The organism is Timaviella obliquedivisa GSE-PSE-MK23-08B (assembly GCA_019358855.1).
GTDB lineage: Bacteria > Cyanobacteriota > Cyanobacteriia > Elainellales > Elainellaceae > Timaviella > Timaviella obliquedivisa.
In genome coordinates, this window is record JAHHII010000007.1 from 81,686 (window position 1) to 98,346 (window position 16,661).

General features: G+C 49.6%; 13 protein-coding genes. 7 read left to right on the forward strand and 6 right to left on the reverse strand.

The window, feature by feature from the left end; translation table 11 throughout:
* Positions 1-64: 64 nt before the first annotated feature.
* The 3 genes from KME11_14025 to KME11_14035 all read right to left on the reverse strand — a co-directional run bounded on the left by KME11_14025 (position 65) and on the right by KME11_14035 (position 4,805).
* Positions 65-1,810 carry an alpha/beta hydrolase gene (locus KME11_14025; GenBank protein ID MBW4516326.1) on the reverse strand — a complete coding sequence of 582 codons (1,746 nt, stop codon included), beginning with the start codon at positions 1,808-1,810 and terminating at the stop codon, positions 65-67.
* A gap of 110 nt (positions 1,811-1,920) precedes the next feature.
* Positions 1,921-3,966, reverse strand: coding sequence for an NAD-dependent DNA ligase LigA (gene ligA, locus KME11_14030; protein ID MBW4516327.1), 2,046 nt, complete (start codon positions 3,964-3,966; stop codon positions 1,921-1,923).
* 131 nt (positions 3,967-4,097) lie between these two features.
* Entirely contained in the window at positions 4,098-4,805 is a 708-nt protein-coding gene (locus tag KME11_14035) for a response regulator transcription factor (protein ID MBW4516328.1), read from the reverse strand.
* 51 nt (positions 4,806-4,856) lie between these two features.
* On the opposite strand from KME11_14035, the gene KME11_14040 reads away from it, so the two are divergent.
* Complete coding sequence (locus tag KME11_14040; GenBank protein ID MBW4516329.1) at positions 4,857-5,774, forward strand: histone deacetylase; 918 nt, start codon at positions 4,857-4,859, stop codon at positions 5,772-5,774.
* Positions 5,775-5,864: 90 nt separating this feature from the next.
* Complete coding sequence (locus KME11_14045; GenBank protein MBW4516330.1) at positions 5,865-7,151, forward strand: hypothetical protein; 1,287 nt, start codon at positions 5,865-5,867, stop codon at positions 7,149-7,151.
* Positions 7,152-7,930: 779 nt separating this feature from the next.
* On the opposite strand, the gene KME11_14050 is transcribed toward KME11_14045, so the two are convergent.
* A complete protein-coding gene (locus KME11_14050; GenBank protein ID MBW4516331.1) occupies positions 7,931-8,242 on the reverse strand; it encodes a hypothetical protein in 312 nt (103 codons plus the stop codon).
* Positions 8,243-8,307: 65 nt separating this feature from the next.
* Here KME11_14050 and KME11_14055 point away from each other — a divergent pair, with 65 nt between their 5' ends.
* From KME11_14055 to KME11_14065, 3 genes are read left to right on the forward strand one after another with little or no spacing between them, the layout of a single operon-like run.
* On the forward strand, positions 8,308-8,547 hold the full coding sequence (locus tag KME11_14055; protein MBW4516332.1) for a hypothetical protein: 240 nt from the start codon (positions 8,308-8,310) through the stop codon (positions 8,545-8,547).
* Positions 8,537-8,890: a type II toxin-antitoxin system mRNA interferase toxin, RelE/StbE family gene (locus tag KME11_14060; protein MBW4516333.1), complete on the forward strand. Its 354-nt coding sequence runs from the start codon at positions 8,537-8,539 to the stop codon at positions 8,888-8,890. Before KME11_14055 ends, KME11_14060 begins: the two co-directional genes overlap by 11 nt.
* Before the next feature lie 10 nt (positions 8,891-8,900).
* Positions 8,901-11,966, forward strand: coding sequence for a leucine-rich repeat domain-containing protein (locus KME11_14065; protein MBW4516334.1), 3,066 nt, complete (start codon positions 8,901-8,903; stop codon positions 11,964-11,966).
* A 3-nt stretch (positions 11,967-11,969) separates the two neighbouring features.
* On the opposite strand, the gene KME11_14070 is transcribed toward KME11_14065, so the two are convergent.
* Positions 11,970-12,716 (reverse strand): histidine phosphatase family protein, encoded by a 747-nt coding sequence (locus KME11_14070; GenBank protein ID MBW4516335.1) that lies wholly within the window; start codon positions 12,714-12,716, stop codon positions 11,970-11,972.
* Positions 12,717-13,501: 785 nt separating this feature from the next.
* Between KME11_14070 and KME11_14075 the strand changes: the two genes are divergently transcribed.
* Both KME11_14075 and KME11_14080 read left to right on the forward strand, forming a co-directional pair.
* On the forward strand, positions 13,502-14,824 hold the full coding sequence (locus KME11_14075) for a glycosyltransferase (protein ID MBW4516336.1): 1,323 nt from the start codon (positions 13,502-13,504) through the stop codon (positions 14,822-14,824).
* An 87-nt stretch (positions 14,825-14,911) separates the two neighbouring features.
* Complete coding sequence (locus tag KME11_14080) at positions 14,912-16,288, forward strand: hypothetical protein (protein MBW4516337.1); 1,377 nt, start codon at positions 14,912-14,914, stop codon at positions 16,286-16,288.
* Positions 16,289-16,317: 29 nt separating this feature from the next.
* On the opposite strand, the gene KME11_14085 is transcribed toward KME11_14080, so the two are convergent.
* Positions 16,318-16,638 carry an AzlD domain-containing protein gene (locus KME11_14085; protein MBW4516338.1) on the reverse strand — a complete coding sequence of 107 codons (321 nt, stop codon included), beginning with the start codon at positions 16,636-16,638 and terminating at the stop codon, positions 16,318-16,320.
* Positions 16,639-16,661: the final 23 nt, after the last annotated feature.

A 16,661-nucleotide genomic window follows, 5' to 3' on the forward strand; every position in this document is an offset into this window, starting at 1 on the left:
ACAGACTATACGTTTTGAGCCTACCATAGCTCAAACTTCTGAGGCTTCTGAAAGCACTTCAAAATTACTGACCTGACCATGCGTTACCATCAAATCCTGTGGGAGGTGGTTCTAGCGGTACTTCTCTGAAAATCTTTGCTAATTGGGCGGCGGTCAGCGATCGCACGAACGATGTCGGAAAGGTCTTTTGACTGATACGACTCACGTACCCAGCACTTAAAAAAGTACGGTACTGTGAATCTTCCGCCACATAAGTTTTGAAAAACGCTACTCCGATCGCTTTCAGGTACAAGTAAGCAAGTTTAGGGTTGGGCCCTACCAGTTCAGTCGGGAGTTCGACTTGGTTATTTTGAGAGGTTGCATTCGGTGCATCAATCACAGAAAAATGGGTTCCACCCTCAAGTAACATCAGGTATTTATCGGGTGTTTGCAGCCAGGTAAACGGAAGAATCTGTTCGAGTAGCGCGGGTGCAACGGTGTCGGCAGTGCTGCTGATAATGAGAACTGGAACATTAATTTTGCTCAAATCGGTTTTGCCTAACAGACTGCTACCAATGGGATTAATGGCGATGACGGCTTTAATGCGATCGTCTCGAAAGGTTAGCTCAGTTTGGGGTAGTTGAAGAGCACGGCATTGCAGCAATAAGGAGAGGTTAAGCGTGTCGCTATTTTGGCAATCTTGAGCTAATTGTTTTTGGTTAATTTCGGCACCCGCTAATGCCAGTGCGGTGTAGCCACCCAAAGATTGACCAATGACTCCCACTTGGTTTAAATTCATTCGTCCGGCAAAGCGTGAATCGGTTTGCGAGAGAGTTTCTAATTGGTTTAATAAATAGCGGATATCGAGGGGGCGATCGACAAATTCGGTTGGTGCCGTGACTTCATTGGCTCCGCCCGATATTAAGGCTTGAATTTGCTGGGAACTGCTGCCAGGATGCTCAGGTACAGCCACGGCGAACCCATAGGAAGCCAACTGTTGAGCAAGGTAGGCGTAGGTGCTACGGTCTGAGCCTAACCCGTGAGAAATAACAATGAGGGGAGCATTGAGGCTTGGGGCAGGTTGTGGATTGGCAGAAAAAAGGGAAGGAAGCGTTGGGTCAATTGTACGAGGCGAATTAGGTAGATACATATCGGTGAGGAAGGAGCGATTTTGGGAGATGCGTTCGGGGTCAGTGAGACGGAGGGTACGTTTTTGCCAAGTGTAGGAACCTACCGATCGCAAGTCGGGTAAATTGGGTAACGGTACCCAGGGTTCAGCACCTGCCTCTAAAATGGACTGTTGATCAATCAGGGCGATCGCGCTTTGGGTTTGCCGAACTAGAGCATCTAAATCTCCCAAAATTTGGAGGGTTCGCTCCAGGTCTAACCGAATATTAGACAATGGAAATTGCTTTAAAACGTTGAGCGGTGTCAAGCCTTCGGGGGCTTCTGCTGCCTGAATCATGGCAGCGCGAGTTGCATAAAACCCCGATAGATTGGAATCGGTGCGAATCACTTCGCCTAATCTTCTCAGCAGCGCTTCGCCTTGATCGGTGTAGAGAAATTGCGCTACAGCAACATGGTTGAGGTTGGCTTTAGTGCGCAAAATGCGGCGTAAATTATCAAGCTGTTCTGGCTCCAGATAGCGAACGTAGTCTTTAAAGTCTCCTTCAATGGAACCTTCGTTGACATATGCCGACAGAGAATCAATAGAAACCGAGCGTTCTAGAAGACCATAAGCGATCGTCAGGCGATCGGCTCCTAGAGCAGAGCCTATAGGCAAGAACACCGCCACGACCGTTGGCAAGAGCCATCCAAACGGAACTCGCATATTGATTAAGAAATGGAACTATTTACTGATAATAGATGAATACTGATAATCCAAGGTTGACTCAGCATCGATCGTCCAGTCAATCATCTCCGTTAATCTTCTAAAAGTCATTACCCAAAGGAGGCAATTAACTCTAAAAGTTGAGCTTCGCTGAGTTGGGTAATGCCTAACTCCTCAGCCTTCGCTAGCTTAGACCCGGCATCTTCTCCGACCACGACATAACTGGTTTTGGCGCTGACCGATCCTGTAATTTTGCCGCCTGCATTTTGAATCAGGGCTTTTGCTTCATCGCGTTTGAGGGTAGGTAAGGTGCCTGTAACCACAAAGGTTTTGCCTGCCAAGGATAGGTTGGCTAAGGTGGTGGCTTTGGCATCGCCAACTAGTTGCACCCCAGCATGGCGCAAGCGATCGATTAAGGTTTGGTTAGCAGGGACTTGAAACCATTGGTAGACAGATTGAGCAATTTCTGTGCCAATGCCGTAGAGGGTGGCGATCGCTTCTACGCTGGCTCCGGCTAAGGCTTCGACTGTAGAAAAGTTCTCGGCAAGGATTTGGGCATTGACACTCCCCACATGGCGAATGCCCAGCCCGTACAGCACCCGCGACCAGGGCTTAGATTTAGATTGAGCGATCGCCTTGACCAAGTTCTGTGCCGATTTTTTACCCATGCGATCGACCGTTAGTAGCTGCATTTCGGTCAAATCGTACAAATCTGCCACCGTCTGAATCATTTGGCGATCGACCAACTGCAACACCCACTTTTCTCCCAACCCATTAATATCCATCGCATCTCGCCCTGCCCAATGCACCAGCGCCCCCCGCAAAATTGCTGGACAGGACGTGTTAATGCAGCGAAGTACCGCTTCGCCTTCAGGTCGAAATAGCGCTTCACTGCATTCGGTACAGTGGCTCGGCATTGCAAAAGGAGCAGTGCCCGAAGGACGCAAATCAAACAGCACTCGCAGCACTTCGGGAATGATCTCTCCAGCTTTCCGCACAATCACCGTATCGCCCACGCGAATATCTAACTCGGCAATGCGATCGCCATTGTGCAATGTTGCCCGCGCTACCGTTGTGCCAGCCAGCAAGACCGGGCGCAATTCTGCCAACGGCGTTACGGCACCCGTGCGCCCCACATTAACGCTAATATTTTCTACCACCGTCGGCGCCTCTTCAGCAGGATACTTGAAGGCGATCGCCCAACGGGGAAACTTTTGGGTAAAGCCTAGTTTTTCTTGGAGCGCCAAAGCATTGATCTTAACCACAACCCCATCGGTCATATAAGACAAATTCAGCCGATCGCGCGACCAGCGATCGCAATAATCTATCACCTCAGACAGCGAGGCACAAAGCTGACGGTTAGGATTCACCCGAAACCCCGCTTGCCGCAGCCATTCCAAAGCATCCCACTGAGAAGAGAGAACTGGAACACCATCAGCACTGGCGTTGGCAGCAGCCTGGGGAAGATGCAGCGTATAAGGAAAAAAATCAAGCTGACGTTGCGCCACCTTCCGCGCGTCAAGCTGACGCAACGTTCCAGCAGCAGCATTGCGAGGATTAGCAAACAGAGCTTCTCCAGCTTTTTCCCGCTCCTGATTAATTTTTTGAAAAACATCTAGAGGCAAAAACGCCTCGCCGCGCACTTCTACAATCGGCGGCGGATTTTCTAAATGCAAGCGCAACGGAATCGAACGAATGGTTCTAATATTTTGGGTAATTTCTTCCCCGTTTATGCCATCGCCTCGCGTCGCGCCTCGAATCAGCAAACCATTTTCGTAAGTTAATGCCAGTGCGTTGCCATCAATTTTTAGTTCACAGATATATTCTGCTGCCGCCACGGTTGGAGCCACTCGTTTCCAGCGTTCTTGCCACTGTGCCAACTCTTCAGCCCCAAAGGCATTCTCTAAGCTGTACAGCGGCATGTTGTGCTTGACAGAGTTGAACTGGGTCGCAGGTCTTTCGCCGACGCGCTGAGTCGGGCTGTCGGGTGTAACCAGCTGCGGATATTGTGCCTCCAGGTCTTGGAGTTCCTGGTAGAGGCGATCGTAGACAGCATCCTCCATCGTGGGCGCATCTAAAACGTAGTATTCGTAGCTGGCTCTTAGTAAAAGCTTGCGCAGTTCCTCGACTCGGGGCTGGACTGTAGGCTGATCCATAGCAGGCATAAGGATGAACACAATCAAGGGTACTTTACCGCAGCAAATCTGGAGCAGATTGCCTGAATAGGTCAAATGTACCATCAAAGAAAGATTGATCCAAGAAAGAGTGAGCGATCGCCAAAATTAGCCTAGGCTGCCACGTCCTCAAACTTGTACCCTACCCCAATGACTGTTTTCAAAAACGTCGGATTGGCTGGGTCAGGTTCAATCTTTTTTCGCAGCCGCGCCACATGGGTATCGACGACTCGTTCATCGCCGTAGAAGTCGCTGCCCCAAAGCTTTTCAATTAACTGGGTGCGGTTCCAAACTCGTCCTGGGTAGCTGAGGAAGGTTGCCAAAAGTTCAAATTCTAGGGCAGTCAGGTCAAGAGATTCGATCGCATTTCCAGCAAGTTGACGATGTGCCACCCGCTGATCGGTGTCGATCGCAAAGTGAGGCGTTTGGTAGCCTGTGCTTTGCCCGCCTTGGCGAAGGGTGCGGCGCAAAAGTGCCCGAACTCGCGCTACCAATTCGCGGGGGCTAAAAGGTTTGACCAAATAATCATCTGCACCCGTGGACAGCCCGATGATGCGATCGATTTCTTCGCCCTTGGCAGTCAACATCAAAATGAAAGGATCTTTTGCACCGGGCTTCTGGCGAATGCGGGCGCAAACTTCTAGCCCGTCCAAGCCTGGAATCATTAAATCCAGCACAATTAAATCAGGCTGAAACTCCTGAAAGATCTGCATTGCGGTCGTGCCATCTCGACAGGTACGACAAGTAAACCCTTCTTTTTCCAGGTAAAGCTGGATCAGTTGGGCAATTTCGGCTTCATCTTCGACAATCAAAATATTCATAAAGTCATATCGCCCCGTAAACCTTCTCTATCTTTTAGCACGCCAGCCCTAATGGATCTTCCCATCATTTATCATCCCGATTACGTCACGCCGCTTCCCCCCGAACACCGTTTTCCAATGGAGAAGTTTAGCCGATTACGAGATTTGCTGGTGGCGGATGGTGTGGTGGATGAGTCGCAGTTCTATGCGCCGGAGGTGCCGCCGAGGGAGTGGATTGAGTGGGTGCATGAGCCGGAATATGTGCAGGCTTATTGTGAGGGAACGCTTGATCCTAAAGCAATGCGGCGGATTGGGTTGCCTTGGAGTCCGGCGCTGGTGAATCGAACTTGTACGGCGGTGGGCGGAACGATTTTGACGGCGCGGTTGGCGTTGGAATGTGGGTTGGCTTGTAATACGGCGGGAGGCACCCATCATGCGTTTCCAGGTTATGGTTCGGGGTTTTGCATTTTTAATGACTTGGCGATCGCTGCCCGTGTAGTACAAAAACTAGGGCTAGCAAAACAGATTTTGATTGTGGATTTAGATGTGCATCAGGGGGATGGGACGGCGTACATTTTTCAGAATGATCCGAGTGTGTTTACGTTTTCAATGCACTGTGAGATTAATTTTCCAGGGACGAAGCAGCGCAGTGATTTAGATGTGCCACTGCCAGAAGGTATGGAGGATGACGCTTATTTGCAGACCTTGGCAGAATATTTGCCGGATTTGTTAGCGCAGGTGCAGCCAGATTTGGTGTTTTACGATGCAGGGGTCGATACCCACGGAGGCGATCGCCTGGGCAAGCTGGCATTGAGCGATCGCGGTCTTTTTTGTCGAGAAATGCAGGTTTTAAGCACCTGTGTTTCTTTGGGTTATCCCGTTGCTTGTGTGATTGGTGGCGGCTATGCCAACGATTTTGATGCCCTAATCTATCGTCACTCACTGTTACATCGGGCAGCGAGCGAAGTCTATCGGCAGGGTCAGATATGATTGCCGACTTAATTGGTAATTGCACAACTTGATAGTTCAAGCAACTCATTTGGGGAATGCTCACCGGGTCAACTTGATCTTTAATTTCCTATGTTTTCTTCAGACTCTCATTTTTCCAATTCATCGGCGCTGGCTGCCACTCATCCAACGTTAGCTACTTTTCATACTCAGGCAATGGTCTATAGTTCTCGTCATGCGGGTCATTCACACGAGGTCGAAGTTGAAATTACTGCTAAGGAGTTGCGGTTGATAGGGGATGGTCGCAAGAATATCCTCAAGGGTGGCAGGGGCGATGATTTTATTAAAGGAGCAGGGGGCAACGATCGCCTCAATGGGGCACAAGGGGCGGATCAGCTTTTTGGCGATCGGGGTAACGATACTCTTTTGGGCGGTGCAGGCGATGACTCAATGTTTGGCGGCAAGGGCAATGATGTGTTGCTGGGTGCTGCTGGCAATGATACTTTGGTAGGCGGTGGGGGCAAAGATCGGTTGACAGGTGGGCAGGGGCGCGATCGCTTTGTCCTCAATCTAAAACATGCGGGTGCCTTGAACCAAGCTGCCGTCATCACCGACTTTATACATACTCAAGATACGCTTCAGCTAGAAGGGCTAACCTTCGACCAAGTTATTCTTTCCCAAGCACCAGGCAGTACTGACACAACGGTACAAGATAAAGCCACTGGGAAATATTTAGCAGTTCTTAAAGGCATTAACCGCAGCAGTTTGGGGATTGCAGATTTTAGTCCTTCTGAAGCAGAAGCCACGAACCGAGCCGCCAATCGAGTGACGGCAGGGGCAACCACTCTCTACACGGGTTTCAATCAAGTCACCGTGGGCAACAATAGCGGCAATCAAGATCCCTGGGTGGCTAGCTTTACTAACGGTAAGTTGAATTGGTATCGCAATGATTATGAAATTACGCCAGATGACAGTAAGGGTACCAACTTAGTGTGGGATGGTGGCACCCATCTCTACGCTGCATTTACCGCTACAGGCACTCAAGGCACTTCAGAGCAAGACTTTCGTCGCTTTGCGACTGCTGGATGGCTGAAGAGCTATGGCGATGCTAGTCCGGGCGGTGGCGGTGGCGGCAGAGTGGCAATTTTAGCCAAACTTAATCCCTTAACTGGAGATGTGCTTAATGCTTCGTTTCTAACTGCTTTGAACGGGACAAGAACGAATTCGGTCTTCGTGCGCGAGTTGTCTCTTAATGGCAGTAATTTGGTCGTGCAAGCAGATTCGGCATTTGCCCCGCGTAAGGCAGACAAGACAGCGCTAACAAGGAATAGTAGCCCAGCCATGTCGCCTAATTACACCGTTGAGTTTGCGCCTGATTTAGGCTCGGTGGTGCGAGTGTCATCGACTGACTATAGCTGAGGTAGTTTTGGGTTTTATGACGCTTCTTGATCCAATCCCTGATTTTTGTACAGCAAAGCCGATCGCGGCTCCAATCTAGGAGGATGGTTTAGAAGTATAGATTGTGACCCGAACCGCCCCCTAAATCCCCCATTTTGGGGGACTTTAAGCAGCAGAACTGGCTCGGAAGTCCCCCAAAATGGGGGATTTAGGGGGCAAGTGTAGAGCGCTTTGATACTTTTAAGACATCCTCTAATCAATTTTGGCATTGCTGAATGAAAGGATGAACCTAATCAAACTTATTTCCTTCCGCAGAGCCGTGATGGAAGAGGGATCTCTCTGCGTTGTCAAGTTCCCCTCAGCACCACCAAACTTTGTTTGCAACTACTTGTGTTAATTCTGCCTTTGCCCTTATGCTAATCAACACTGGTTTTTTGATACCAGTAGACAGGCTTAAGGTGAGGACGCTGGCTAGAAGTGTTGCCACACAACTAACCAGCTAACCTGACTTTCTGAAACTGGCAGAAAGCTAGGCTGTAGCGATTTTATCGTTTCACCTCGCTAATGTTAAACAAGTGGTTAGAACCACCACACCTTAAGCTTTTCTTCTCAACCCAACATTAGCGAGGGAAATAGCATGAGTACAGAGTTCAATGAACTGCTGCCCGTTGCGCACGGCGATAAAGCGCAGGTGTGGATCGTCGGGACGCGGGAGCAAGTAACGCATCTAATCAACGAGTTTTACGTGAAGAAGATCGCTAGCGACCCTTGCGGTATCTGCGAAGCAGCACGCGTCCAGTTCACACCGATAGTGCCTGCTCCATTTGCCAGTGGCAAGTACATGAGTGTTTTAGTGCGCTAAGACAGAGCTTCAGGGGCGATCGCATCAATGTTGTCGCCCTTGCAGAAACGATCGTTCTCCCTACATTGCCATTGCAACGTAACACAATCGAATTGCAACTCAATCCATTACGATTGTCGATCGATGCAGTGCCATTGTGACTCAATCCATTACGATTGTCGGTCGATGCAGTGCGAATGTGACTTGATGCAGTGCGATCGCAGAGGAGTTTCTTTAAAGCTTGGGCATTGCTAAACAAGAGATGACCCATACTTAAATTCAGCGATGCCTTAACTCCTAGATTAAACTGGAGCTAAGCTAGCCTGACGCAACGCCATGACATCTATTGAACGAAACGCCTCAATCGACGCTCAAGGACAACTCCACCTCAACCAACCGCTGACCGTTGGGGCACACAGCAACGTCCGGGTCATCATTCTCTTACCTGATCCAGATCTTCCAGAAGACGAATCCAACGAAAGTATTTTGGCAGGGCTTCAACAATCCCTTCAAGAATTTCAGGACGGCAAAGCTATCCTCCTTAAGAATCTCTGGGATGGCATTGATGCCGAATAACGATGCCATCCTCGTTATTGCTTCTCCTGAATTCCAGCGTCGTCTCAAAGCCCTTGCCAAACGCTATCGTCACATTCGCAGCGATCTTCAACCGATTCTTGAAACGCTACAAGCCGGAAACTTTTTGGGTGAACAAGTTCAAGGAACCAACTATACGGTTCTCAAGCTCCGCATCAAAAACAGTGATGCTCAGAGGGGTAAGAGTGGAGGGTACAGGCTGATTTATCAAATTGTCGATTCGACCGTCATTCGCCTAGTTCTGATATATTCCAAGTCAGACCAAGAAGACGTCGTGGCAGACGATATCGTTACAATTATCGAGTCACTGCCCAAAGAAATCTGATTGAAAGAGCATGACGAATGATGAGCTTTTAGAAGTTATTGCCAAAGCTGCCAGAGATGGGGTGAATGAACTGAGTCTTTCTGGGGAGGGCTTGACGGCTCTGCCACCTGAGATCTGGCAACTGACTAATCTCAAAGCGCTCTACCTTTACAGTAATCAGTTGACGAGCTTGTCGGAAGCGATCGCCCAACTCACCCATCTCACAACGCTTTTTCTCTGGGACAATCAACTGACGAGTCTGCCAGAGGCGATCGCAGACCTCACCCATCTCACAACGCTCCACCTCGCTGACAACCAGCTAACGAGTCTGCCAGAAGCGATCGCCAAAATCTCTAGTCTCAAAGAGCTTTACCTCGAAAACAATCAGCTAACGAGTCTGCCAGAGGCGATCGCAGACCTCACCCATCTCACAATGCTTCACCTCGCTGACAACCAGCTAACGAGTCTGCCAGAGGCGATCGCTAAACTCTCCAGTCTCACAAGGCTTGACCTCAGCAACACTCAATTGACGAGTCTGCCAGAGGCGATCGCCAATCTCTCCAATCTCACAAGGCTTGACCTCAGCAACAATCAACTGACGAGTCTGCCAGAGGCGATCGGGCAACTCTCTAAGCTCACAACGCTTGACCTCAGCAACAATCAGCTAACGAGTCTGCCAGAGGCGATCGGGCAACTCTCTAAGCTCACAGAGCTTTACCTCGAAAACAATCAACTGACGAGCCTGCCCACAGGTATTCGTAACCTCTCCAAGCTGGAAAAACTTGATTTAAGAGGCAACCCCGATCTATCTATTCCGCCAGAAATTTTGGGAACTGATTGGAACAACCTTGGTAATCCCACCACCATCCTCAACTATTACTTCCAACTTCAAACCCAACCCAACCGCCCCCTCAACGAAGCCAAAGTCCTCCTCGTCGGCGAAGGCGACGTTGGCAAAACCTCCCTCCTGCGTCAACTCCTCGGTCAAGGCTTCGACCCCCACCAAGCCAAAACCCAAGGCATCGCGATCGAGCGCTGGAACGTGGAAGTTAACCAACAATCTGTACAACTCAACCTCTGGGACTTTGGCGGACAAGAAATCATGCACGCCACCCATCAGTTCTTCCTCAGCCAACGCAGCCTCTACATCCTGGTCATTGATTGCCGCCAAAGCGAAGCCCAAAACCAAATCGAATACTGGCTGCAAATCATCACCAGCTTCGGCGGCGACTCCCCCATCATCCTCGTCGGCAACCAATGCGACCACCAACCCCTCGACCTTGACGAACGCGGACTACAACTCAAATACCCCAACCTTCACGCCATCCTCCAAACCTCCTGCAAAGAGGGTCAGGGCATCGACATCCTCAAAGCCACCCTGATCCAAGAACTCAGCCAACTCCCTCACATCCACCAACCCCTGCCCCAAACCTGGTTCACCGTCAAACAACAGCTTGAACAACGCACCCAAGACTTTCTCTCTCGCCAAGACTACGAGCAAGTCTGCATCGAAGCAGGTATCTCAGACCTTAAAACCTCAAACGATCTGCTGTACCTGCTCCACAATCTAGGCATCGTCCTCAACTTCCAAGACAACATCCGCCTCAGTCCCGAATTTGTCGATACCAACGTTCTCAAACCCAAATGGATCACCAACGGCGTTTATAAAATTCTCAACCACAGCGAACTCTTCACCGTTCATCACGGCATCCTTAGCCTATCCCATTTACCCAACATTCTCAGTTCCGATCGCTATCCTAGCGAAAAGTACAGCTTCCTCATCGGCATCATGCGTAAGTTTGATCTGTGCTTTGCTCTTGATGATCATACCAACGCTCAATTTCTCATTCCCGGACTCCTTCCCAAAGAAGAACCCTACACCGGAGAATGGCAAGGCTCCCTTACCTTCCAATATCATTACAACGTCTTGCCTCCCAGCATTATTTCTCGCTTCATCGTCCGCATGAACAGCAAAATCAGTCAGCGCACCTACTGGCGCAGCGGCGTTGTGCTGAAAGAACGTAACAACCCCGCCCTGGTGCGCGCCGATCGCGAAGACAAACGCATCACCATCCAAGTTAAAGGCAACTCCACCACCCGCCGCAACTTTCTCAGCGCCATCCGCAGCCAATTCGACGAAATCCACAAAACCATTCCTGGTTTAGGGATCACTCAGCACTTGCTCTATTCCGAAAACCCAGAAACTTGGCTCAACTACGAACACTTGCTGAGCGCTGAAGAGGCGGGAGAAACTACCTTTTTTATCCCCGAACTCAAACGCCGAGAAAACTTAAGCACAATTCTAGAAGGCATCGAAGCAGTTCAACGCAGCGATCGCCGAAACCCAGAACACCCCAAAGCTCCCCCCATCAAGCTATCGTTAGGGGAGCTACGCAGCGATCGCCGCAACTCAGAACATCCCGAATACCCATTCTATCTCACCAGCGAAAGCAAGGAGCGAGTTGATTTCATAAAACTCCCAGCTAGAAACCAGCCCATCCCCGATCGCACCCAGCGAGAAGTCTTCATCTCCTACGCCTGGGACAAAGGTGAAAGTGAAGAAATTGCCAACACCCTCGATCGCCACTTCCAATCCCAAGGCATCACTCCCATCCGCGACACCCGCAACCTCAAACTAGGTGACAGCGCCAAAGAGTTTATGCAATGGATGGGAAAAGGAAAATGCATCATCACCGTCATTAGCGATCGCTACCTCAAATCCCGCAACTGCATGTACGAACTGATCCAAATTAACGAAAACGCCTGTGATAATGAGGCATTCCGCGATCGCGTTTTTCCAGTTGTTTTATCCACAGCCAAAATCTATCAGCCCCGCGAGCGCATCCAATACGTTCGCCATTGGCAAGACGAGCGCAAAGCTTTAGAAGCTGACATCAGAGAGCTCGATTCCTTAGACAATCTCCCAGAACTTCAGAAAGATCTAGACTTTTACGCCCAAGCCCGAACCGCGATCGACACCTTATCTAAAACCTTGAGCGACATGAAATCCACCAACCTAGACATGGAACGCGATGCGAGCTTAGAAGGTTGTCTCAGCGCCCTATACGAGGCAGTCGCGCAAAAGATTAACGAGTAACCCTCAGAACAAATGCTGATGATCATTGAAGCGGCGAATTTGCCAAAGGTCTGTGTTAAAGCAGTTTTGGTCGGTTCGCTGCCACCGGGTTTGGTCGATCCAAAACTCGAAGATGGCAGTGTTACGAGCGTGAATGCGCCAAGAGCGATCGCACCCCATCAGTTCTGCAATTAAGTGCTGCAAAATCCAGCTATGGGTAACAATCCAAATCTGTTCGCCGTTCTGGTGACGGCTCAGCACGGTTTGAATAAACCGCCGAGAGCGATCGCGCGCTTCCTGCAAAGACTCTGCGCCTGGAATCGGAATCCAGTCGGGGGAGTTTTCCAACTGCTTGCATAAATCAGGATAGCGATCGCGTGCCTCTGCCCAAGTGAGTCCCTGGAAAATGCCATTTTGAAACTCTCGCAAATCCTCAGAAAGCTCAACCTTGATCGCGCCCGGATCTTCCTGCGTTGCCAGCGGTTCTAGGGTCGTATCATCCTCTTCATCAACCAAATCCCCCACGACCGCAGGCAGGGGCTTTGCCAAATAATGCGACATCAAAATTTCAGCCGTCTGCATCGTTCGCTTGAGGGGACTACTGTACACATGAGAAGGCATCCAACTTTCGGTTAGCAGTCTTTGCGCTAGTTTTCCTGCTTGCCGTCGCCCCTCTGCCGACAGTTCAAATTCTCCATTGCCCTGCATTCGCTTCTGTTGATTGCCAACTGATTGAGCGTGTCGAATAAACAGAAGCTTCAGTAGCTTCATAAGCCTTCCCTAACAAGAAACAACGTTGAGTTTAAGAAAAAGGCATTGCTGAATGAAAGTATGAGCTTGCCTAAAGCCCCTTTTCTTCAGGTTTTCGTCAGGAGAGAGCCTACCTTGCTGTGTTGCCTTAACCTCACCCCTGCCCTCTGATGCCCTCTGAGAGGATGTCTGAGAAGTATCAAAGATTCTTACACTCGCCCCCCAACCCTCCATTCTGGGGGACTTCCGCACCAGTCCTCCTTCAAAGTCCCCCAGAATGAGGGATTTAGGGGGCGGATCGGATGACAATCTAGACTTCTCAGACATCCTCTGATGCTCTCTGGGGGTTAGAGAACTAGACTTTCATTGCTACAGCCTTTCCCAATCCTGTGAGATGCAGCAAGGGGCTTAAGCCCTTGTCCAACAAGCCAAGCTGTACTCATCTGTACAGAAATTGCTATATCCAGCAATGCCAAAAGAAATAACGTCAGCAGGAACTTTAGGTAAAACTATCAATAGGAGGATGTTTTTAATGGAAGGATCATAGCAAACTAACAGTGAAAGGCTCTACCAATTTGGATGAAGTATTAGTTAACACCTGTGCTCTCTGTAAGATGTGATACATCTATAGAAATGTGACAACTAGATAGCTTTTGAAGTACATTTTAAGCGCGCGTTTTCTGTAGGGTTTTCGGAAAAGTCGATATTTAGTAATAGCAGAATATCAAAAACCTACTGTCGAATAGCCTTATTCATCTGCATCTATTATGTTGGCAACTTTAGCTTCCTTCCCTAAATCTTTGACCATGCTTGCATCTGTTGGTTTATCGTGTCTCAAACCGACTCAAACCTTTAAAGATAGAGAGGGTTCTAATCGAAATAACTTTGAACATTCAGAGTTGCCGCGATCGGGCATGTTGTTAGTTTTGCCTGCTCCTTTCTATCGAAAAGAAGGCAAGCTTGTTCTTGAAACGCAAGCCTGTAACGGCATTGAGAAATGGGCAGACCATTTTGGTAAAGTCATTGTAGTTGCGCCTCTGCTGCCCGATAAGGTTGCCGAACAGGAAAGAACAATTGTTTGGCAAGATACTGCCACCCTTGACCAGCCTGAGCGATTTGAGCTTATTCCTGTGCCTTGGGCATATTCGATTAAGTTGTTTACGAAGCACTATACTTCTACTCGAAAATTGTTGGCGGGTCTAATTAACCGCTGTCAATATTTACAATTTCCCTTGGGCGGATTGTTTGGCGATTGGGGTGCAGTAGCATCACTGGAAGCCCAACGGCAGAACCGACCTTATGCTGTTCATACAGATTTGGTTGAAGATCAGGTGGTGCTGCAACTTGCCCAAGGCAAAAACTGGATAAGTCAGCTTAAAAGTAATTTATTTTCTTTAGTTACTAGAAAATACTACAAGGGGATCATTCAGAACAGTGGACTAGCGCTGCTTCATGGCGAAGATTGCCATGCGGCATATAGCAGTTTGTGCCAGACAAGCTTTTTGGTGCATGATACTCACACCAAGCCTGAAGATGCGATTAGTCATGAAGCGCTGGCGAAGAAGATCGAGGCGTTGGCGATCGCTCGCACTCTCCGTATTTGCTACACCGGACGCATGGCACCCATGAAAGCTCCCTTAGACTGGGTGCGGGCAGTGGGTGAAGCCAGGGATCGGGGTGTGGCAGTCCAGGCAACTTGGCTAGGAGATGGAGTTTTGCGGGAGGAGGTGCAGCAACTCGTTGCTGACTTGGGGCTAGGAGATTGCATTGAGCTAGTAGGGTATGAAAGCGATCGCCAGAAGGTGTTGGAGTGCATTCGCTCGGCACACCTCATGTTGTTTACCCACGTCACCTCCGAGTCACCTCGCTGCCTCATTGAGGCGTTTGTGTCAGGGACAGCGATCGTCGGCTATCACAGTCGTTATGCCGAGGACTTGACCCAGGATGGCGGTGGCGCATTAGTGCCTGTTCATCAGTGGCAGGAGTTGGGTAAGCTGCTCCAAGATTTGTGGCACGATCGCCCGCGATTAATCAAGCTCGTTGAACAAGCTGCTGCTAAAAGAACTCGCTTTAATGATGAAGCTGTTTTTCAAGAGCGCAGTGAACTCATTAAGCGCTATCTCGGTTAAAAGACAGAGCTTCTCCCTTTCAAGATAAAATTGAAGGGCGACTCTTTAGGGATGTCTTCATGCGATCGCCCTCTCCTCCTCCAGCCTATGTCTTCCTCCGGACGCTACCAAAGCAGGCTATTTAGCTTTTTTTCTCAGCAATCGCTCCGGCTGAAAGACAAAACGAGTCAGGCTTGGCGGCAAGTCAAACTGGCGGCAGTTTGGAGCGCGCAAATTGCTCTCTACCCAATTTACGCGCTGTTTCAAACCGGGCGTTTGTTAGATAGACAAATGGGGCAAGCCAGCCGTCAAGTCTTTCCTTGGCTCCGGGCGGCTCAGCAGCAAATTCTAAACCCCTCAGAATCAAATGTCTCAGGGCTAAGTCTTTCGCAGCCTTTCGCTTTAGTTTCAGATGCTCCTATTCAAAACCTCTTAGCCCAAAATCGTGAGGAGGTAACTCCGTTAATTCAGGGATTTGCGTCACTGCTGGCAAACCGAGATCTGGTGCTAGTGACGGCTGAGAATGAAATTCTTGATGTGTTGACGGGGGAGCAGCAATTGCAGCTTCAACGGCAAATAATTTGGGAGATGGCGATTTATTGGCGGCAGCGCAGGATTCAGGAGCAAATTCAGCCTTCACCAGAGAATGGAACGGCTTTACAGGACTGGACTAACACGTTTCTGCCTTTGCCCAGAGAGAAGAAGAATTTACTTCCTCCCATCCGTGCCTTTCGGCATCTGATGACCTGGGTTCAGATGAGTCCAGTCGCGATCGCCATTAACCTTTTCCAAGAGTCTCGTCTGGCTGCCTTGCCTTCTGCCCCCGATCCCAGCCTAGATCCCACTCTGCAAGTGCCTCTTCGCTCTGCCCATCTGCCGGGATCGAAGCTCAACCAAGTGATACAGGGTCTATTGAAGGAGCGATCGGAGCGATCGCCCCAATTGCCGCTATTTGCTTGGGTCAGGCGGCAAGCAACCGGATTTACAGAATTTTCTAAGTCGCTAGGGAATCTACTTCAAAATTCCAGCATTGTTCTATACGACCCTTTGCCCAAAAGCGAACCTGAAGATTTTTCTCTAGTGTCTCCTACTTTGTCCCAACCCTTGACCCAGAAGCCTTGGTTAAGAATTGAAGATTTCTTTGGGGGAGAGTTTCTAGGTGTAACGGATTCTCGGCAAATTATTAAGGATGCCGAGACGGCAGTGCAAGAGACGGAAGCAGGAGGAGCGATCGCCATTGGATATTCTGAAGAAGTCGTCCTTTCTAACCCTGTGAATGTCACTCTGCGATCGTCCTCATCGTCAGCACTGCATCAGCCTGCTCACCCTGAGAGCGGGATCACTTCTACTATTTTGGAAGCCGAGGTGACGGGGATGAGTTACGAAAAGCACCCTCTGGAACAATTGCTGAAGTGGCTAGATCAGGGGATGTTGTGGATAGAGCAAAAGCTGGGGCAAGTCTGGCATTGGCTGCACCGTACGTAGTTGAATTCGCCCATGACTTGAAGGGTGATTTAAGAGGCGATCGCTTGCCATCCCCAAAATGCTGCCATTCCTACCACAATGGTGAGCAACAAGTTCTTGCGCCACACTCCCACCCCAAAAGCAGCGATCGCCCCTATCAATCTGGCGTTGGTGTAACTTAGCAGCAAATGATCCCCCTCAGGCAGCAACACCGTAGGCGCAACAATCGCCATCAGCACCGCTGGCGGCACATAGCCCAAGATCTGTAAAAATTGCTCAGAAAGCTGAAAACGTCCGCTCAGAGCCAGCACAGGATAGCGAATTACAAAGGTGACGATCGCCATGCTGCTAATGAGTAAAAATTCGTTCATGATTAAGCCTGGGCTAGTCTTTC

Bases quoted from the DNA above. Each gene is read 5' to 3' on its own strand.
- KME11_14025 (MBW4516326.1), bottom strand. From the start codon at position 1,810: ATGCGAGTTCCGTTTGGATGGCTCTTGCCAACGGTCGTGGCGGTGTTC.
- ligA (MBW4516327.1), bottom strand. From the start codon at position 3,966: ATGGATCAGCCTACAGTCCAGCCCCGAGTCGAGGAACTGCGCAAGCTT.
- KME11_14035 (MBW4516328.1), bottom strand. From the start codon at position 4,805: ATGAATATTTTGATTGTCGAAGATGAAGCCGAAATTGCCCAACTGATC.
- KME11_14040 (MBW4516329.1), top strand. From the start codon at position 4,857: ATGGATCTTCCCATCATTTATCATCCCGATTACGTCACGCCGCTTCCC.
- KME11_14045 (MBW4516330.1), top strand. From the start codon at position 5,865: ATGTTTTCTTCAGACTCTCATTTTTCCAATTCATCGGCGCTGGCTGCC.
- KME11_14050 (MBW4516331.1), bottom strand. From the start codon at position 8,242: ATGGGTCATCTCTTGTTTAGCAATGCCCAAGCTTTAAAGAAACTCCTC.
- KME11_14055 (MBW4516332.1), top strand. From the start codon at position 8,308: ATGACATCTATTGAACGAAACGCCTCAATCGACGCTCAAGGACAACTC.
- KME11_14060 (MBW4516333.1), top strand. From the start codon at position 8,537: ATGCCGAATAACGATGCCATCCTCGTTATTGCTTCTCCTGAATTCCAG.
- KME11_14065 (MBW4516334.1), top strand. From the start codon at position 8,901: ATGACGAATGATGAGCTTTTAGAAGTTATTGCCAAAGCTGCCAGAGAT.
- KME11_14070 (MBW4516335.1), bottom strand. From the start codon at position 12,716: ATGAAGCTACTGAAGCTTCTGTTTATTCGACACGCTCAATCAGTTGGC.
- KME11_14075 (MBW4516336.1), top strand. From the start codon at position 13,502: ATGCTTGCATCTGTTGGTTTATCGTGTCTCAAACCGACTCAAACCTTT.
- KME11_14080 (MBW4516337.1), top strand. From the start codon at position 14,912: ATGTCTTCCTCCGGACGCTACCAAAGCAGGCTATTTAGCTTTTTTTCT.
- KME11_14085 (MBW4516338.1), bottom strand. From the start codon at position 16,638: ATGAACGAATTTTTACTCATTAGCAGCATGGCGATCGTCACCTTTGTA.